An 18,535-nucleotide genomic window follows, 5' to 3' on the forward strand; every position below is an offset into this window, starting at 1 on the left:
CGGTCACACCCGCGTCACCGAGGAAATGGGCATCATCCCGACGGGGTCGTACCGCACGGGGGCGCCCGGGTAGGGGGCGTGCACGACCTGGCCGTTGCCGACGTACATCGCGATGTGGCTCGCGTCGTGCCGGTAGGCGATGAGGTCCCCGGGCTTCGCCTCGGAGAGCGGCACCTGGTGGCCGGCGTACCGCTGCTCCTGCGAGGTGCGCGGCAGTCCGACGCCGGCCCGGGCGTAGGACCACTGCATCAGGCCCGAGCAGTCGAAGCCGGCGGGCCCGCTGGCGCCCCAGATGTACGGTTTGCCGATCGCCGAGCGGGCCGCCATCACGGCTGCCGCGGCGCGCGAGGAGGCCGGCGCGGAGCCGGACAGGGGCGGCAGTTCGGTCCGTCCCGAGCGGGAGGCGCGGTCGAATGCGGCGCGGTCGGCGGTCGGCAGCGCGTTGAGCAGCCGGCGCGCGGCGGCCAGCTTCGACTCCACGCTCCGCTTGTGCCGGGCCACCTCGGCCCGGCTGTGTTCGAGCTCGACGAGTGTGTGGCTCGCCTCGGCGCGCTGCTGTGCCAGGCGGCGCTGCTCGTGCTGGAGGTCGTCGAGCGCGCCCGCCTGGCGCTCGCTCAGCCGGTCGAGGGTGGCGGCCCGGTCGAGATAGGTCTCGGGGTTGGAGGACAGGAACAGGTCGAGGGTGGGGTCGATGCCGCCCGAGCGGTACTGCGCCCCGGCGATCGCGCCCAGCGCGCCCCGCATCCGGTTGATCTTCTCCTGGCCGCGTGCGACGCGGTCCTGTGCCTGCCCGACCTGCCGGCGCAGCTGCTGGGCGTGCTCATCGGCCTTGTCGTACTGCTCGGTGGCCTGTTCGGCCTGTTCGAAGAGCCGGTCGACGGTGGCCTTCGCCGACGAGCCCGGGTCGTGCGGGGCAGCGCTCGCGCCGGGCGCCGCGAGGGCCGCCGCGGCCGTCGCCGCCGCGGCCGAAAGGACGGTGACGCGGGCGCTCTGGGTCAGGCCCGACTGCGAAGGCCGGCGATGGGACGCCACGGATGCCGCACTCCCTTGCACTGCGTGCGGCCCCTGCCGCCCGGGCGGGCGGCGAGTCACCGGGGAAACCGCACGCCGGACAGTAACCGGACGATCACCCGTGGACCAACGACCGCGCCCCTTACGCACAGTGACGCCCCACCGGAGAGCACAGGTCACCAGCGGGGCGTCGCGTCAGCGTGCGGTGCCGTGATTCGCCCGTTTGGGCGGTGTCGGCGGCTGACGAAGGGAAAGGCGGGTCAGCCGATGCGCACACCGAACTGGAACGGCATGTTGTTCATCGACTCGTACCGGACGACCGCGCCGGTGTGCGGGGCGTGCAGCACCATGTTGTTGCCGGCGTACAGGCCGATGTGGTGCAGGTCGCCGAAGAAGAGCACGAGGTCGCCGGGCTTGAGTTCGCTGCGGCCTATCCGGGTGCCCCGGGTGGCCTGCTCCTGGGAGGTGCGCGGCAGTTGGACGCCCGCCTGGGCGTAGGCGTAGCCCGTCAGGCCCGAGCAGTCCCAGGACGCCATGCCGGTCTTGCCGTAGCTGTACGGCTTGCCGAGCTGGCCCTGGGCCGCGGCGAGTGCGGCGCCTCCGACGCCCGACGCGGGGACGTCCTTACCGAGGTCCGGGCGCTCGGTGGAGCGGTTGGCGCGCGCGGTGTCCGCGGCGAGCGCGGCCTTCTCCTGCGCGGTCAGCGTGTTGAGCAGTTTCTGCGCGTCGCCGAGCTTGCCCTGGACTTCCTTCTTCTTGTCGTCGAGCACCTTGCTGGTGTCGGCGAGGTCCTTCAGCTTGTCCTGGGCTTCCTTGCGCTGCTGCGCGAGGGTGCGCTGCTTGGCCTGGATCTTCTCCAGCGCCTGGGCCTGAGTGGTGCTCAGCTGGTCGAGCGTGGAGGCCTTGTCCAGGAAGTCGTCGGGGTTGGAGGAGAGGAAGAGCGCGAGCGAGGGGTCCATGCCACCGGAGCGGTACTGCGCCGATGCCATCGAACCGAGGCCGCTGCGCAGGGTGTTGAGCTCCTGCTGACCGCGGGCCACCTGGTCCTGGATCTCGCTGATCTGCTTCTCCAGCTGACCCTGCTTCTCCTTGGCGCCGTTGGCCGTCTCGGTCGCCTGCTCGGCCTCGTCGTAGAGCTTGTCGACCTTGCTCTTGACCTCGTCCTTGGTGGGCTTGGGGTCGGCCTGCGCGGCCTGCGAGGTGAGGGCGACGACCGCGGCGGCGGTCGCACTGAGCACGGTCACACGAGTGCGGCTCGCGGGCTTGGGACGACGGTGGGACCCCACGAAGGCGAGCTCCTTCTTCCTCGGCCGCCGGACAGAGCACATCGGCGGGACCTCCATGGACACCCCGAACGAGTGATCAACCGCATGAAGGTACGAGGCCCGACCCTAGTGACCATCCCGTGATCAGTTCAAATCCTGATGGCGAAAAATCCGGTCACCGAGAGGATTCTTTACTGTCATCCCACGCGCAGTAGTTGGCACTTGACGGAGTGCTCGACAGCGATCACCCGAATTCGGGCATTGAACACAGGAGTTGCAGAACGCCCGCAAAGCCTCAGACCCGTGAAAGCCGCTTCAGGAGCAGCAGCGAGGCGACCGGTCGCGCGCCCGCCTTCGCCACACCGTCCGCGACCTCCTTGTCCGTCGAGACGACCACCACGGGCCGCCCCGAGGGCTCGGCCCGCACCAGCTGACGGATCAGCTCGTCCGCGGTCACTCCGGGCTTGGAGAACAGCACCCGCACGCCCCTGGGCGGCGCGAGCAGCACCGGAGCCGCCAGCTCCGCGCCGTCGAAGACACAGGTGACCTCGGCGCCCGTCTGCGCGGCCAGCACGGAGAGCCCGCCGAGCAGGCGCAGGCGCTGCTTCTCCAACGGCATCGTCGGATAGCCGGTCTTGGTGACGTTGTAGCCGTCCACGAGCAGATGCACCTGGGGCAGCGCGAGCAGCTGGTCGAGCAGCGCCGGGTCGGTCTCCGACAGGGCGCGGGCCGCGATGTCCTTGGGTGTCATGGTGCCCGGCGCGACCGCGTCCACGGTGTCGGCGGGGCGTACCGAGGCGGGCGGCAGGGCCAGTTCACGGCGCAGGCCCTGGGCGCCTTCGAGGACGGTGTCGAGCAGCAGCCGCAGCCGCATGTCCTCCACCGAACGCCCCTCGCGCACCGCGCGCCGGCTGGCCTCAAGGCCCGCCTCGGCCTCGCTCAGCCGCGTCTTGAGCCGCCGCGACTCGCTCTCGGCGGCGGCCACCTGGGCGGCCGCCTCTGCCTTGGCTCCGTCGATCTCGGAGACGACCTTGCGCAGGGCGGCCTCGCCCCGCTTCACATCACTCTGGGCACTGCGCAGCTTGCGCTGGAGCGCTTCCGCCTCCTTGCGGGCGGCAAGCAGCTCGGCGCGCAGCGTCTCGTTCTCGGACTTGATCAGGGCGCGCGCCTCGGCCAGCTCGTCGCGCAGCCGCTCCACCTCACGCCGGCCCTCCTCCTCGGCCCGCTCGGCGAACGCCCGCTGTGCCTCCTCGCCCGCGGCCGCGACCAGCTTGACCCAGCCGGCGGGGCGCAGCACATAGGCGGCGGCCGCCACGTCTACGGGGTCGGCGGCCGCGGGCGGCGAGCCCGCCTCGACGGCCCCGGCAAGCTCCGGCTGCGCCTCCTTCAGCCGCTCGCCGACGCGCTGGCGAAAGACCGGGTCGCTCTCCAGGGCGGTGGCCATCGCGTTGCCCGCGAACTTGGTGCGCCGGGTGGGGGTGAAGCGGGCGTACTGCCGCAGCTGCCCGGGCAGTTCGGCGACGGTCAGGCCGCCGAACGCCTCGGAGACGAAGGCGACGACCCGGCGCCGCACCCCTTCGGGCAGCGGGCGGTCGAGCACCTCGGCGGGGCCGTCGCCGGCCGCAGCGGCCGGTTCAGCGCCGCTTGCATGCTCCACAATCCGTCACCCCAACTGTCATCAGTACCGCGTGGGCGGCCGCCTCTCAGGAAGCGGTCGCGGAGTCGGTACCCGGCCTGTCCACCAGCTCGATCCGGTCCACCGCGTTGCACCAGCGGCAGCGGACCGACTCGATGGTCTCACTGACCACCTCGCGTTCCTCCACCTTGGGCTCTCCGGCGAGGTCCAGATGGACGTACTCGATCACTTTCGACGAGCGGGTGACATCGAAACGGGTGAGGTTTCCGCAGAGCGTGCAGCGCCACCGGGTCTCGGCGGTCGGCTGGGGAACGGTGGTCATGTGGTGCCGCCCTCTTTTCCACTTCCATGGTCCAGGATCTCGCGGTGCGCCATCGAACTGCGGGAGTACTGCCCGCAACCCTACGGCCTACCCGTCGGCCGCCGACACGGCGAGGCGGTCTGTACCGAAAGCTCCCTTTAGGCCATTCTCTCCCCATGATCAGGTGGCGGGGAGCGGCATTCGTCCGGGGCGCGGTACGGGGCCCGACCGTGACGTACGGGCTGATCGCCGCGTGCTGCCTGCTCTTCCTGGCGAGCCCGGTCTCCGGCCTGAACCCGGCCTACGGGACGGGCGACGCGATCCTGAGCGCCCAGAGCGACTACTTCACGCGCTGGGGCGTGCTCCCCAAGGAGCTCATGACGGGGCGCCCGCACGCGCTGCTCACCCCGCTCACCGCGCTGTTCGTCCACGGCAGCTGGCTGCACCTGCTGGGCAACATGCTGTTCCTGTACGTGTTCGGGGGGATGACGGAGGAGCGCGTCGGGCGGATCGAGTTCGCCCTGTTCTACGTCGTGTCGGGCTATCTGGCGCTGCTCGGGTACGCGCTGGCGCATGCGGAGTCGGACCAGACCCTGGTGGGGGCGTCCGGGGCCATCTCGGCGGTCCTCGGCGCCTTCCTCCACCTCTTCCCCAGGGCGCGGGTGACCAGCATCTTCCCGTTCCTGCTCTTCCTGCCGCTGCGCTTCCCCGCCTGGATCGTGCTCGTGTTCTGGTTCGCCCTGCAATGGCTGGCGATCCAGAGCTCGTCGTCCGGGCCCGGGGTGGCCTATCTCGCCCATCTCGTCGGCTTCGGCCTCGGCTTCCTCTACGCGTGGGCCCGTTTCCGCGGGACGGATAGAGTGAAACGCCGAAAGCCCGTGGAACGCGCGGGTGCGGCCGCCACCGAGGGAGAAAGCCAGCCGTGATCACCGCGATCGTGCTCATCAAGACCAGCGTGGACCGGATTCCCGAGATCGCGGAGTCCATCGCGGCGCTCGACAGTGTGAGCGAGGTGTACTCGGTGACCGGCACGTACGATCTGATCGCGCTGGTCAGGGTGGCCCGGCACGACGACCTGGCGGACGTCATTCCGGGCAGCATCAGCAAGATTCCCGGTGTGCGGGGCACGGACACGCACGTGGCGTTCCGCACGTACTCCCAGCACGACCTGGAAGCGGCCTTCGCCATCGGCCTGGACTCCTGAGCCCCCTCGCGCAGTTCCCCGCGCCCCTGAACCCGCCGCCGTCCGCCGACCGCGGTCGCTCCTCGCGCAGTTCCCCGCGCCCCTTGGCAGCGCCGGTGCCGGGCAGGGCCCACGCCTTCAGCCTGCCCGGCAGGCGGCTGCCGCGCAGTTCCCCGCGCCCCTGAAACCCGATACCGACCGCGGGCCGTGGTCGCTTCTCGCGCAGTTCCCCGCGCCCCCGAAACCCGATCTCGACCGCGGGCCGTGGTCGCTTCGCGCGCAGTTCCCCGCGCCCCTGTAGGGCGCCCGGAATTGCCCCTCGCGCCCACCGCGGCGGAGCCGCGCAACGACACAGTCCCGCGCCCCTGTAGGGCACCCCGAACCACCCCTCGCGCCCACCGCGGCGGAGCCGCGCAATGACGCAGTCCCGCGCCTCTGTAGGACACCCCGAGCTGCGCGATGCCGGACAGCATGGGCATCTTCAGCCTGTCCGGCGATTGAGGACGAGCGCCGTTCAGGCGCGGCGGGGTCTGGGGCAGAGCCCCAGGGCAGTGGGGGAGGACGAGGGCCGGCCAGGCGCGGGCGGGGTCTGGGGCGGAGCCCCAGGGCAGTGGGGGACGCCGTACAGGCGCGGCGGGGTCTGGGGCGGAGCCGCAGGGCGGTGGGGCTCAGCGGGGCTGGGCCGCCGGGACGCAGCGGCCGGACTCCGTGCGGTACTGCCACTTCGCGCCCTCGGCCACGAGCCCCCGCACCGCCCCCACAAAACGCTCCACGTGCTCGTCCGGCGTGCCCGCCCCGAAGCTGACCCGGATCGCGTTCAGCGAGCGCTCACCCGGCTCGGCCTCCGGCGCCCCGCACTCCCCCGGGTCCTGCGGGTCGCTGCCGAGCAGCGTGCGTACCAGCGGGTGGGCGCAGAAGAGCCCGTCGCGCACCCCGATCCCGTACTCCGCGGAGAGCGCCGCCGCGAAGTGCGAGCTGTTCCAGCCCTCGACGACGAACGAGATGACGCCGACCCGGGGCGCGTCGTCCCCGAACAACGACAGGACCCGCACCGCGGGGACCTCGGCAAGCCCCGCGCGGACCTTCGCGATCAGGTGCCGCTCCCGCTCGACGAGCGCGTCGAAGCCCGCCTCGGTGAGCGCCTTGCAGGCGGAGGCGATGGCGTAGACACCGATGACGTTGGGCGAGCCGGCCTCGTGGCGCGCGGCCGTCGTGTGCCACTCGACGTCCACGCCGCCGTCGGCGCGCCGGGCGACCTTCTTGGAGGCGCCGCCGCCGGCCAGGTACGGAGCGGACGCCTGGAGCCAGTCCGCGCGGCCCGCCAGCACGCCCGAGCCGAACGGCGCGTACAGCTTGTGCCCGGAGAAGGCGACCCAGTCGACGTCCAACTCCCTTACGGAGACGGGGTGGTGGGGCGCGAGCTGGGCGGCGTCGAGCACGATGCGAGCGCCGTGGGCGTGCGCCGCGGCGGCGAGTTCGCGTACCGGCCACAGCTCTCCGGTGACGTTGGACGCGCCGGTGACGCAGACCAGCGCGGGCCCGTAGGGGTCACGGTCGGCGAGCGCGCGCTCCAGTGTCTCGACGGCCTGCCGCGGGGTGCGGGGCGCGTCCAGGTACGTGACGTGGGCGTCCTGCCAGGGCAGCAGCGAGGCGTGGTGCTCGGTCTCGAAGACGAAGACCTGGCAGCCGGCGGGGAGTGCCTGGGCGAGCAGGTTCAGCGAGTCGGTGGTGGAGCGGGTGAAGACGACCTGGTCACCGGGGCGGCAGTCGAGGAATTCCGCGACCGTGACGCGGCTGCTCTCGAACAGGTCGGTGGAGAGCTGCGAGAGGTAGCCGGCTCCGCGGTGCACGCTGGCGTAGTAGGGGGCGTACGCGGCGACGTCGTCCCAGACCCGCTGGAGGGCGGGCGCGCTCGCCGCGTAGTCGAGGGCGGCGTACGTCACCTCGCCGCCGGTGACCAGCGGCACGGTGACATCGCGGCCGAGCACCGGCAGCGGCGCCGCACAGCAGGGCTCGGCGGTTTCGACGACAGCGGCCTCGACGACGGCGGACTCGATGACGGTGGGGGCGGCGACGGCGGGGGCGGCGGGGCGTGCGGACATGGCGGTATCTCCCAGCAGGGCAAGGCGAGTCGGCTTCGGACCCCGGGTACGGCAGCGCGGCCCCGTCCCGAAGGGGAGGGCTCAACTGCGGTGCTGTGCACGGGGGTTGTCCTCAGACACGCGGCACTCAGGCGGCTGCGCGGAGGAGGGTGAAGAAGGGGCGGTACGCCCTATCGCATTCGCTTGCTCACGAGACTGCTCCCTTGAGGACCAGGACCCCAGGGCTGTGACATCACGCGATGTCCAGGGGTCCGCGCTTGCCGTGGGCCTTGCTGCCCACGACCTGGTCTTCACCCGGGGCACCCCGCCACGGACGGAGGGTTGCCGGACAGCGAGCCGGGGCCTAAATCGCTGTCACTCATGACCTTGAACAGCATCCTGCCACACGTCGCCGCGTGCGCAAGGCGCAGTCCGCGATCCGGACTGCGCCTCACGTCACATCAGGGTCCGGCCGATGGCGTACGGCTCACGCGTTGCTCGCCGCGACCCAGCGCTCCAGGGTCCGCCCGGCCGCCCCGGAGTCGATGGCCTCGGCGGCCCGGGTCATCGCGGCGCCGAGCTGTTCGGCGAGCGGGCCGCCGCCGGGTCCCAGGGCGACCAGCGCGGCCGCCGAGTTGAGCAGCACCGCGTCGCGCACCGGCCCCCGCTCCCCGGCGAGGAGCCGGCGGACGATCTCCGCGTTCTCCGAGGGGTCGCCGCCGCGCAGGGCCTGGATGGGCACGATCTGGATGCCGACGTCGCGCGGGTCGAAGGCCTCCTCGCGCACGGCGCCGTCACGCACCACCCAGACCCGCGAGGTGGCGGTGGTGGTGAGCTCGTCCAGGCCGTCGTCGCCGCGGAAGACCAGCGCGGACGAACCGCGCTCGGCGAGCACGCCCGCCACGATGGGAGCCATCCTCACATCGGCGACCCCGGTCGCCTGGGCGCGTACCTTCGCCGGATTGGTGAGCGGGCCCAGCACGTTGAAGGTGGTGCGGATGCCCAGCTCCTTGCGGGCGGCGGCCACGTACCGCAGGGCGGGGTGGAACGTCACCGCGAAGCACATGGTGATCCCGGCCTCCTCGGCCACCTCCACCACCCGCTTCGGCGACAGTTTCAGATTGACGCCGAGTTTTTCCAGGACGTCGGATGCGCCGCTGGCGGAGGACGCGGCGCGGTTGCCGTGCTTGACGACCTTGGCGCCGGTCCCGGCCACCACGATGGCCGACATGGTGGAGATGTTGACGGTCTTGGCGCCGTCGCCGCCGGTGCCGACGATGTCGACGCTGGGCCCCGGCACCTCGATCAGGTGGGCGTGCTCGTACATGGTGCGCACCAGACCGGTGATCTCGGCGATCGTCTCGCCCTTGGCGCGCAGGGCGACCATGAAGCCCGCGATCTGGGCGTTGGTCGCCTCGCCGCTCATGATCTGGTCCATCGCCCAGGCCGTCGCGTCCTCGCTCTGGTCGGCGCCGCTCAGCAGTGAGTCCAGGACACCCGGCCAGGAGTAGGCCGCCACGGTGTCGCCTCCGGTGGGGGTAACAGCGCTCATGCTCGCTCCTGGTGGTCACAAGGGACGGGGGTGGTCACAAAGGACGGGATACCGCCCGTCAGCCTATCGACAGGCGCCGGGCGGTCCGCGCCCGTGCCCGCAGTGCGGACGCCGTGAAAAGACTCCGGCCCGGCCCCCGTGAAGGGGCCGGGCCGGAGCCTCGGTTGTGGCGACCGTCAGGTCAAGCGGGGATCAGTGGTGGCCGTGGCCGCTCGTGATCTCCTTGTACTCCTCGGCCGTCGGCTTGGGGATCTGGTTGCCCTCGCCGTAGTAGCCCTTGCTGAGCTTGGCGCGCAGCTTCTGCGTCCGGGAGACCTTGCGGACGACACCGTTCTCGTCGACCGTCGGGCCGATCTCGGCCGGCTTGTACTGCTCGTGCGCGGTGAGCTTGTAGCGCGCAGCGGCGTCCAGCGGCTCGTGGATCTCGACGAACTCACCGTGCGGCAGCCGCTTGATGATGCCGGACTCGCGTCCGTGCAGCACCTTCTCGGCGTCGCGCCGCTGCAGACCCAGGCAGACCCGCTTGGTGGCGATGAACGCCAGGACCGGAGCGACGAAGAACGCGATCCGCACGAACCAGGTGATGACGTTGATCGAGAGGTGGAAGTGGGTCGCCCAGAGGTCGTTTCCACCACCGATCAGCAGCACCATGTACCAGGTGATCCACGCGACACCGAACGCGGTACGGGTCGGCGCGTTGCGCGGCCGTTCCGCCATGTGGTGCTCGCGCTTGTCGCCGGTGACCCAGGACTCGATGAACGGGTACACCGCGATGGCCGCCAGGACCAGCGGGAAGACCAGCAGCGGGATGAACACGCCCAGGACGAGCGTGTGGCCCCACAGGTTGATCTCCCAGCCCGGCATCACACGGATGAGGCCTTCGGGGAAGCCCATGTACCAGTCGGGCTGGGCGCCGGTGGAGACCTGGTCCGGCCGGTAGGGGCCGATCGCCCAGATCGGGTTGATCGAGGCGATCGCGGCGATGACCGCGATCACGCCGAACACCAGGAAGAAGAAGCCGCCCGCCTTCGCCATGTACACCGGGAGCAGCGGCATGCCGACGACGTTCTTGTTCGTCCGTCCGGGACCCGCGAACTGGGTGTGCTTGTGGTAGAAGACCAGGATCAGGTGCGCCACCATCAGGCCGAGCATGATGCCCGGCAGCAGCAGGATGTGCACCGAGTAGAACCGGGCCACGAAGTCGCCGCCGGGGAACTCTCCGCCGAACAGGAAGAACGACAGGTACGTGCCGACGACCGGCACGGACAGGATCGCGCCGTCGATGAAGCGGACACCGGTGCCCGAGAGCAGGTCGTCCGGGAGCGAGTAACCGGTGAAGCCGGTGAACATGCCGAGGACGAACAGCAGGAAGCCGAACAGCCAGTTGACCTCGCGCGGCTTGCGGAAGGCGCCCGTGAAGAACACGCGCATCATGTGCACGAACATGCCGGCGAGGAAGATCAGCGCCGCCCAGTGGTGGATCTGCCGGATCAGCAGACCACCGCGCACATCGAAGCTGATGTGCAGGGTCGAGTTGAACGCCTCGGACATGTGCATGCCCTGGAGCGGCACGTACGAGCCGTCGTAGACGACCTCGTTCATGCTCGGGTGGAAGAACAGCGTCAGATACACACCCGTGAGGATGATGATGATGAAGCTGTACATGCAGATCTCGCCGAGCATGAAGGACCAGTGGTCCGGGAAGATCTTGCGCATGTTGGCCTTGGCCAGGGAGTAGATCCCGAGCCGGCCGTCCGCCCAGTCCGCGATCCGCTCGCCGGCGGGCGCTTCGCGCCGTGCGTCTGTCGTGGTGCTCATCCGCGCTCCCAGAAGGCAGGACCGACGGGCTCATCGAAGTCGCCGAGCGCTTCGAGGTAACCCTCGTCATTCACGCCGATCCGCAGCTGCGGAAGGGCGTGTCCGGCCGGGCCGAAGATGACGCGGGCGCCGTCGGAGAGGTCGAAGGTGGACTGGTGGCACGGGCAGAGCACGTGGTGCGTCTGCTGCTCGTACAGGGAGATCGGGCAACCGACGTGGGTGCAGATCTTCGAGTACGCGACGATGCCCTGGTGCGACCATTCGAGCTCGCGCTTGTCCTTGATGTCCTCCGGCTTGATCCGGACGAGCATCAGGGCGGCCTTGGCGATCTGCGTCTGGAAGTCCTCCGCGTCCTCCTCCAGGCCCTCGGGCTTGGCGAAGGTGAGGGAACCGACCACCAGGTCCTCGGGACGCAGCGGCTCGTTGGTGTTCATGTTGATCAGGGCCTTGCCCTTGGACCACATGGTGTGCCGCAGCTTTTCCTCGGGCAGCGTGCCCAGGTCGCGCAGCAGCATCACACCGGAGAGCGGCACCAGGGCCAGCGCGCCGAACATGGTGTTGCGGATCAGCTTGCGCCGGCCGAAGCCGGACTCGGCCGCGCCCTGCTTGAAGTCGGCCAGGACCTGCGCCTTGACCTCCGGCGGGGCCGCGATCTCGTGTCGCTCGGCCGGCATCTCGACGTCCGACATCAAGGTGCGGGCCCAGTGGACCGCGCCCGATCCGATGCAGAACAGCGCCACGCCCAGGGTCAGACCCAGGGCGAAGTTCAGCACGCTGACGTGCCCGAACGGGAAGATGTAGACGATCTTGTCGATCGGGAAGATCACGTAGGAGGCGATGAAGCCGACCGTCGCGACCATGGACAGGAAGAACTGGAACGCGACCACGCGCTCGGACCGCCTGGCCGCCCGCTCGTCGATGTCCTGGACGCGCGGCTTGTGGGCCGGCAGTCCGGGGTCGGCGAAGGGGTCGCTCACGGTCTCCACCGCGTCGTGCGCGGTGGCCTGCGCTTCAGGCAGGCTCTCGGAATTCTCTTGGCTACTCATGACTTCTTGGCCTTAGCGGTGTGGGCCGCGACCCAGATGGCTACTGCGATGAGGACACCCAGACCGAAGATCCAGCCGAACAGGCCCTCGGCGACCGGGCCGAGCCCGCCGAGCTTGAGGCCGCCGGGGCTCGCGGACGTGTCGCTGTTCACGGCGTGCAGGTACGCGATGATGTCCTGCTTCTGCTTCTGCGGCATCGTCGTGTCCGGGAAGGACGGCATGTTCTGCGGGCCGGTCTGCATGGCCTCGTAGATGTGCTTGGGGTCCACGTCCTCCAGGCTGGGGGCGAACTTGCCGTTCGTCAGGGCACCGCCCTCACCCGTGAAGTTGTGGCACTGGGCGCAGTTGGTGCGGAACAGTTCGCCGCCCTTGGCGACGTCGGCACCGCTCGGGTTGTACTGCGATTCGGTCGGCACGCTCGGACCGGCGCCCAGCGAAGCCACGTACGCGCGGAGCTGGTCGATCTCGGGCTGGGTGTAGATGACCTTCTTCTTCGGCACCTGCGCGCCGGGCTGCTGCGCCGGCATACGGCCGGTGCCGACCTGGAAGTCGACGGCGGCGGCGCCCACGCCGACCAGGGAGGGGCCGTCAGAGGTTCCCTGACCGCCGGTTCCGTGGCAGCTGGCGCAGCCGACGGAGTAGAGCTTCTTGCCCTCGTCGATGGCGAGGGACTGGGCGGTTTCGTCAGCCTGTGCCTTGCCCGCGGGCGCGAACGCGGCGTACAGCCCCCCGGTGGCCGCCAGCGCGAGGAGTAGGACGACGACCGCCGCCAGCGGATGGCGTCGTCGTGCGGAGAGCTTTTTCACGGATTACCCCGGTGTCAGGATCTTCTGCGTCGATGCTGGATGTGGTGCGGACCTACGGGTCCGGTTACTGGATCAGGTAGATCGTGGCGAAGAGGCCGATCCACACGACATCGACGAAGTGCCAGTAATAGGACACGACGATGGCCGCGGTCGCCTGTTCATGGGTGAACCTCTTCGCCGCGTACGTCCTGCCAAGAACCAGCAGGAAGGCGATCAGACCGCCCGTCACATGCAGTCCGTGGAAGCCCGTGGTCAGGTAGAACACCGAACCGTAGGGGTCCGAGGACAGCGAGAGGCCGTCCTCCTTCACCAGGTCGGTGTACTCGAAGATCTGGCCTCCGATGAAGATCGCACCCATCACGAACGTGATGGAGAACCAGGTACGCAGCTTCTTCACGTCGCCCCGCTCCGCGGCGAAGACGCCGAGCTGGCAGGTGAGGGAGGAGAGCACCAGGATCGTGGTGTTGGTCGCCGAGAACGGAACGTTCAGGGACGAGGCCATCTCTTTCCAATGCGCGGCACCCGTTACCGATCGCAGAGTGAAGTACATCGCGAAGAGGGCCGCGAAGAACATCAGCTCGGAACTCAACCAGATGATGGTTCCGACGCTGGTGAGGTTCGGCCGATTGACCGACGGGTGCGCGTGCCCGGTTTCTACTGTCGTTGCTGTCGCCACGACCGACATTATGTCGGTCGCTTATCCCGCCCTCACTCCGGGGGGTGCCGTTCGGTGTGTCAGCGGCGTATGCAGGGCCCGAACGGCCCATCGAAGGGCTGTCCGAACCGGTGTTGACGGGCAGTCGGACGGAGTAGCATCCGCGCATCGGTTCATGACCCAACGCCGGCGAAAGCGCCGGACCTTCGGAGGATCCATGCAGTCGAGCGCCACCGTTCTGGTCTACAGCGACGACGCGAACACCCGCGCGCAGGTGCGGCTCGCGGCCGGGCACAGGCCGGCCCTGGACGTGCCTCCGGTGGAGTTCCTGGAGTGCGCGACCCTGCCGGCGGTCCTCAAGGAGCTGGACCGAGGCGGCATCGACGTGTGTGTCCTGGACGGCGAGGCGGTCCCCGCGGGCGGCATGGGGGTCTGCCGCCAGCTCAAGGACGAGGTCTTCCGGTGTCCCCCCGTGCTGCTCCTCATGGGGCGCCCACAGGACGCCTGGCTGGCCACGTGGAGCCGTGCGGACGCCGCGGTGACCCTGCCGGTCGACCCGGTCGAGTTCGCGGACGCCCTGGCCTCCCTGCTGCGCAAGCGCCTTGCCGTGGGTGCCTGACCTCACACTCCCGGCCGCAGCCGGGCGGAGTTGACCTTGCTCTGCCCGGCCTTGAGGTCGGCCGTCAGGACGCTGCCCTTGCGCCACTTGTCCCACGACACGTTCCAGTCGCCGAACCCGTTGTCGAAGGGCGTCATGTCGTCGCCGATGCTGTTGACGACGGTGACGATGTCGCCCTCGTTGATGTTCTCGAAGAACCAGGCGGCGTTGCCGGTGCTCATGCCCGTGCAGCCGTGGCTGACGTTCTCGGCGCCCTGCGATCCCACCGACCAGGGCGCGGCGTGCACGTACTCGCCGCTCCAGGTGACCCGGGTCGCGTAGTAGACGGGCAGGTCGTAGGCGTCCGAGCTGCCGGCCGAGATGCCGACGGTGGTCCCGCGCATACGTACGAAGTACTGCTTGCCCAGGACCACCTTGACGCCGTTGCGGGTGGCGAAGCCGGGCTTGCCGGTGGTGACCGGAATGGTATTGATCACTTCTCCGTTCCGCTTGAACGTCAGGGAATGGCTCGCGGCGTCCGTGATGGCCTCGACCCGGTCGCCCGTGGTGATATTCAGGGGCTTGCCCGCGCCGCCGTACAGCTTGTCGGCGATCTTCACGCCCTCCAGGTTGGAGTGGACGTTGATGGTGGCGTGGGCGGGCCAGTACTCCTTCGGGCGGTAGTGCAGGACCTTGTCGTCCACCCAGTACCAGGCGCCCTCCACCGACGGGGAGGACTCGACCTTCAGGGCCCGCTCCACGATCGCCCGGGCGGCCTTGTCCTTGACCGGCTTGCTGAGCTGAGCGGTGATGGGCTGCCCGACGCCGTACTTGCCCGCGTCCGGCCCGAATTCGACCTCCACGGCGTCCTTGGCCGCCGCGGTGTCGAACGTGAGCGTGCGCAGGCCAGGAGAGCCGTCCCCGTTCTCCGTGGAGACCTTGACGGTGTAGTGGGCGCCGGCCACCAGCGGGGCGGTGGAGTGCCATCGGGTGCCGTCGGCGGCGAGCTCGCCCGCCAGGTAGCGCCCGTTGCCGTCGACGGCCGTGACGTCCGTGAGACGGCCGTCCTTGCCCTTGGCGGTGATCTCGATGGGCTTGTCGGGATCGGCCTTCTGACTGCCCTGTGGCCCGTTGTACGTGACCTGTCCGGCCGCGTCGTACGGCTTCGCCGAAAGCGGGTTGCCGGTGGACCCTCCGCACCCCGTGGCCGCCACACCGAGGGGCAGGACAAGGAGGGTGCAGCTCACTACGGTGCGGATGCGCGGTGCGTGGCTCATGACCACACGGTATGAAGATTCGTCAGTTCCGGCGCGCCGGGTGACTGCAAACGAGGGGCCCCCCGTCTCGTGCCGAGACGAAGGGCCCCTCGTTGCGTGGTGCGGTGTGCCGGGACCTACTGGTTCTGGTTCTCACCGCGGTAGTACTCGAACACCCAGCCGTACAGACCCACCAGGATCAGCGGAGCCGAGAAGTACAGCAGCCACCAGCCCATGGCGATCGCGAGGAAGGCCAGGGCGCCGCCGATGCCGAGCGCGAGCGGCTGCCAGGAGTGCGGCGAGAAGAAGCCGACCTCACCGGCGTCGTCCGCGACATCGGCTTCCTTGTCGTCCTGGGCGCCCACGTCGACCCGCCGGGCCGTGAAGGCCAGGTAGAAGCCGATCATGACGCTCAGGCCGAAGGCCATGACGAGCGCGGTGGTTCCGGCCGCCTCCTTGGACCACACGCCATACACGATGGCCATGACCAGGATGAAGGCGGACAGCCACAGGAACATCTTGCCCTGGATCTTCACTTCCCGGCCTCCTTGCCACCGGTGAGCATGTGGTCACCGTGGACATCGCCGTGGTTCTCGAGCTGGTCGAGAGCGGCGATCTCGGGGTGGTGGAGGTCGAACGCCGGCGATTCGGAGCGAATGCGCGGCATGGTGAGGAAGTTGTGCCGCGGCGGCGGGCAGGACGTGGCCCACTCCAGCGAACGGCCGTAACCCCATGGGTCGTCGACCTCGACCTTCTTGCCGTACTTGGCGGTCTTCCAGACGTTGTAGAGGAACGGCAGGATCGACAGACCGAGCAGGAAGGAGGAGATCGTCGAGATCGTGTTCAGGGCGGTGAAGCCGTCGGCCGCCAGGTAGTCCGCGTAACGACGCGGCATGCCCTCGACACCCAGCCAGTGCTGCACCAGGAACGTGCCGTGGAAGCCCACGAACAGCGTCCAGAAGGTGATCTTGCCAAGCCGCTCGTCCAGCATCTTTCCGGTGAACTTCGGCCACCAGAAGTGGAATCCGGAGAACATCGCGAAGACCACGGTGCCGAACACCACGTAGTGGAAGTGCGCCACCACGAAGTACGAGTCGGAGATGTGGAAGTCCATCGGCGGCGAGGCCAGGATGACGCCCGTCAGACCACCGAAGGTGAAGGTGATCAAGAAGCCGATGGCCCACAGCATGGGTGTCTCGAAGGACAGTGAGCCCTTCCACATCGTGCCGATCCAGTTGAAGAACTTCACACCCGTTGGCACGGCGATGAGGAACGTCATGAAGGAGAAGAACGGCAGGAGCACGCCACCGGTGACGTACATGTGGTGCGCCCACACGGTCACGGACAGGCCTGCGATCGCGATGGTGGCGCCGATCAGTCCGCTGTAGCCGAACATCGGCTTTCGACTGAACACCGGGATCACTTCGGAAATGATTCCGAAGAAGGGCAAGGCGATGATGTACACCTCTGGATGGCCGAAGAACCAGAAGAGGTGTTGCCACAGCAATGGCCCGCCATTACTGGCGTCGAAGACATGCGCACCGAACTTGCGGTCCGCCTCCAGGGCGAACAGCGCGGCCGCGAGGACCGGGAAGGCGAGCAGGACCAGCACACCGGTCAGCAGCACGTTCCACACGAAGATCGGCATACGGAACATCGTCATGCCGGGAGCGCGCATGCAGATGATCGTGGTGATGAAGTTGACCGAGCCGAGGATCGTGCCGAAGCCGGAGAAGGCCAGACCCATGATCCACATGTCGGCGCCGACACCCGGCGAGCGGACCGCGTCCGACAGCGGGCTGTAGGCGAACCAGCCGAAGTCGGCCGCGCCCTGCGGGGTGAGGAAGCCACCGACCGCGATGGTCGAGCCGAACAGGTAGAGCCAGTAGGCGAACATGTTCAGCCGCGGGAACGCCACGTCGGGCGCGCCGATCTGCAGCGGCATGATCCAGTTCGCGAATCCGGCGAACAGCGGCGTCGCGAACATCAGCAGCATGATCGTGCCGTGCATCGTGAACGCCTGGTTGAACTGCTCGTTCGACATGATCTGCGTGCCGGGACGGGCGAGTTCGGCGCGCATGAAGAGCGCCATGATGCCGCCGATGCAGAAGAACGCGAACGACGTGACCAGGTACATCGTGCCGATCGTCTTGTGATCAGTGGTGGTCAGCCACTTGATGACGACGTTTCCCGGCTGCTTGCGCCGGACCGGCAGCTCGTTCTCGTACGAGTCGTCTGCTGCCGCGGCACCCTGAGGTTCGTTGAGGATGCTCACAGTTTGTTCGTCTCCGCGTTCTTGGCGGGGTCGGTCTGAGCGATGCCCGCCGGCACGTAGCCGGACTGGCCCTTCGCCGCCAGCTCCTTGAGGTGCTGCTGATAGCGCTCCGGGGAGACGACCTTCACGTTGAAGAGCATGCGCGAGTGGTCGACGCCGCAGAGTTCGGCGCACTTGCCCAGGAAGGTGCCTTCATGGTTCGGCGTGACCTCGAACGTGTTGGTGCGTCCGGGGAAAACGTCCTGCTTCATCAGGAACGGAACGACCCAGAAGGAGTGGATGACGTCGCGCGAGGTCAGCACGAAGCGGACCTTCTCGCCCTTCGGCAGCCACAGGGTCGGACCCGGGTTGTGGGTCTGCGGGTTACGCGTGCCCGGGATGCCGACGTCGTAGACACCGCCCGCGTTCGCGGGGAAGTCCTTCTTGAGCCGGTCCGGAATCGCTTCCAGATTCCCGTCCGTCTTGGCGTCGCCCTTCACACCGGGCACGTCCTCGACGTAGTTGAAGCCCCAGCTCCACTGATAGCCGACCACGTTGACCGTGTGAGCCGGCTTCGGGGAGAGAGCCAGGAGCTTCGTCTCGTCGCGTGCCGTGAAGTAGAAGAGCACGGAGACGATGATGAGGGGGACCACGGTGTACAGCGCCTCGATGGGCATGTTGTACCGGGTCTGGGGGGGTACCTCGACCTTGGTACGGCTGCGCCGGTGGAAGATGACGCTCCACAGGATCAGGCCCCAGACCAGCACGCCCGTGGCGAGCGCAGCCGCCCACGAGCCCTGCCAGAGGGACAGGATCCTGGGAGCCTCGTCCGTCACCGGAGTGGGCATACCAAGTCGAGGGAAGTCTTTCCAGTTGTATGAACAACCGGATGCCGTCGCCAGGACCAGGCCCGCAGTCAGCACCTGCGGCAGCTTCCGCCGCATCGGGCGCCTCGACGTGGGGGAACCACCCGCGCCTTCCAGGCAGCGGGGGAGGTCGGAGCCGTTGGGACTCACGTAGCGCCTTCCCGAGAGTCTCGCCCGCGGTGGTCGGCTACGGCCGTCTCGCTGGTC

17 protein-coding genes and 1 riboswitch are annotated in these 18,535 nt (G+C 69.0%); of the genes, 3 read left to right on the plus strand and 14 right to left on the minus strand.

Features of this window, described 5'->3' with window-relative positions:
* Positions 1–3: 3 nt before the first annotated feature.
* From ACGFW5_RS18570 to ACGFW5_RS18585, 4 genes are all read right to left on the minus strand, one after another.
* The gene (locus ACGFW5_RS18570) at positions 4–1,032 is read right to left on the minus strand and encodes an NlpC/P60 family protein (protein ID WP_393835313.1); all 1,029 of its coding nucleotides are present in this window, start codon (positions 1,030–1,032) and stop codon (positions 4–6) included.
* A gap of 239 nt (positions 1,033–1,271) precedes the next feature.
* Positions 1,272–2,297: an NlpC/P60 family protein gene (locus ACGFW5_RS18575; RefSeq protein WP_393835421.1), complete on the minus strand. Its 1,026-nt coding sequence runs from the start codon at positions 2,295–2,297 to the stop codon at positions 1,272–1,274.
* A 274-nt stretch (positions 2,298–2,571) separates the two neighbouring features.
* Positions 2,572–3,933 (minus strand): NYN domain-containing protein, encoded by a 1,362-nt coding sequence (locus ACGFW5_RS18580; protein WP_393835314.1) that lies wholly within the window; start codon positions 3,931–3,933, stop codon positions 2,572–2,574.
* 46 nt (positions 3,934–3,979) lie between these two features.
* A complete protein-coding gene (locus ACGFW5_RS18585) occupies positions 3,980–4,234 on the minus strand; it encodes a hypothetical protein (RefSeq protein ID WP_393835315.1) in 255 nt (84 codons plus the stop codon).
* 155 nt (positions 4,235–4,389) lie between these two features.
* Between ACGFW5_RS18585 and ACGFW5_RS18590 the strand changes: the two genes are divergently transcribed.
* Together ACGFW5_RS18590 and ACGFW5_RS18595 are read left to right on the plus strand one after the other, a co-directional pair.
* Positions 4,390–5,139 carry a rhomboid family intramembrane serine protease gene (locus tag ACGFW5_RS18590; protein WP_393835316.1) on the plus strand — a complete coding sequence of 250 codons (750 nt, stop codon included), beginning with the start codon at positions 4,390–4,392 and terminating at the stop codon, positions 5,137–5,139.
* Complete coding sequence (locus ACGFW5_RS18595) at positions 5,136–5,417, plus strand: Lrp/AsnC ligand binding domain-containing protein (RefSeq protein WP_393835317.1); 282 nt, start codon at positions 5,136–5,138, stop codon at positions 5,415–5,417. Before ACGFW5_RS18590 ends, ACGFW5_RS18595 begins: the two co-directional genes overlap by 4 nt.
* 647 nt (positions 5,418–6,064) lie before the next feature.
* Here ACGFW5_RS18595 and ACGFW5_RS18600 read toward each other — a convergent pair.
* The 6 genes from ACGFW5_RS18600 to ACGFW5_RS18625 all read right to left on the minus strand — a co-directional run bounded on the left by ACGFW5_RS18600 (position 6,065) and on the right by ACGFW5_RS18625 (position 13,384).
* Positions 6,065–7,498: an aminotransferase class V-fold PLP-dependent enzyme gene (locus ACGFW5_RS18600; protein WP_393835318.1), complete on the minus strand. Its 1,434-nt coding sequence runs from the start codon at positions 7,496–7,498 to the stop codon at positions 6,065–6,067.
* A 248-nt stretch (positions 7,499–7,746) separates the two neighbouring features.
* Positions 7,747–7,864: riboswitch (SAM riboswitch) on the minus strand.
* A gap of 100 nt (positions 7,865–7,964) precedes the next feature.
* Positions 7,965–9,029, minus strand: a complete 1,065-nt coding sequence (trpD, locus tag ACGFW5_RS18605; RefSeq protein WP_393835319.1) for an anthranilate phosphoribosyltransferase — start codon at positions 9,027–9,029, stop codon at positions 7,965–7,967.
* Positions 9,030–9,221: 192 nt separating this feature from the next.
* Positions 9,222–10,847 (minus strand): cytochrome bc complex cytochrome b subunit, encoded by a 1,626-nt coding sequence (locus tag ACGFW5_RS18610; RefSeq protein ID WP_393835320.1) that lies wholly within the window; start codon positions 10,845–10,847, stop codon positions 9,222–9,224.
* Positions 10,844–11,893 carry a Rieske 2Fe-2S domain-containing protein gene (locus ACGFW5_RS18615; RefSeq protein ID WP_393835321.1) on the minus strand — a complete coding sequence of 350 codons (1,050 nt, stop codon included), beginning with the start codon at positions 11,891–11,893 and terminating at the stop codon, positions 10,844–10,846. The genes ACGFW5_RS18610 and ACGFW5_RS18615 overlap by 4 nt, the downstream gene beginning before the upstream one ends.
* Complete coding sequence (locus ACGFW5_RS18620) at positions 11,890–12,699, minus strand: c-type cytochrome (RefSeq protein ID WP_393835322.1); 810 nt, start codon at positions 12,697–12,699, stop codon at positions 11,890–11,892. Before ACGFW5_RS18620 ends, ACGFW5_RS18615 begins: the two co-directional genes overlap by 4 nt.
* A gap of 64 nt (positions 12,700–12,763) precedes the next feature.
* Positions 12,764–13,384, minus strand: a complete 621-nt coding sequence (locus ACGFW5_RS18625) for a heme-copper oxidase subunit III (protein WP_393835323.1) — start codon at positions 13,382–13,384, stop codon at positions 12,764–12,766.
* Positions 13,385–13,571: 187 nt separating this feature from the next.
* Between ACGFW5_RS18625 and ACGFW5_RS18630 the strand changes: the two genes are divergently transcribed.
* Positions 13,572–13,973, plus strand: a complete 402-nt coding sequence (locus ACGFW5_RS18630; protein ID WP_393835324.1) for a hypothetical protein — start codon at positions 13,572–13,574, stop codon at positions 13,971–13,973.
* 2 nt (positions 13,974–13,975) lie between these two features.
* Here ACGFW5_RS18630 and ACGFW5_RS18635 read toward each other — a convergent pair whose 3' ends face one another.
* The 4 genes from ACGFW5_RS18635 to coxB form a co-directional block, all read right to left on the minus strand.
* Positions 13,976–15,229 (minus strand): Ig-like domain-containing protein, encoded by a 1,254-nt coding sequence (locus ACGFW5_RS18635; RefSeq protein WP_393835325.1) that lies wholly within the window; start codon positions 15,227–15,229, stop codon positions 13,976–13,978.
* 116 nt (positions 15,230–15,345) lie between these two features.
* Positions 15,346–15,744, minus strand: a complete 399-nt coding sequence (locus tag ACGFW5_RS18640) for a cytochrome c oxidase subunit 4 (RefSeq protein ID WP_393835326.1) — start codon at positions 15,742–15,744, stop codon at positions 15,346–15,348.
* Positions 15,741–17,483, minus strand: coding sequence for a cytochrome c oxidase subunit I (gene ctaD, locus ACGFW5_RS18645; protein WP_393835327.1), 1,743 nt, complete (start codon positions 17,481–17,483; stop codon positions 15,741–15,743). Before ctaD ends, ACGFW5_RS18640 begins: the two co-directional genes overlap by 4 nt.
* Complete coding sequence (coxB, locus tag ACGFW5_RS18650; RefSeq protein ID WP_393835328.1) at positions 17,480–18,478, minus strand: cytochrome c oxidase subunit II; 999 nt, start codon at positions 18,476–18,478, stop codon at positions 17,480–17,482. The genes ctaD and coxB overlap by 4 nt, the downstream gene beginning before the upstream one ends.
* Positions 18,479–18,535: the final 57 nt, after the last annotated feature.

It is taken from the genome of Streptomyces sp. NPDC048416 (assembly GCF_043200435.1).
Taxonomy (GTDB): Bacteria; Actinomycetota; Actinomycetes; order Streptomycetales; family Streptomycetaceae; genus Streptomyces.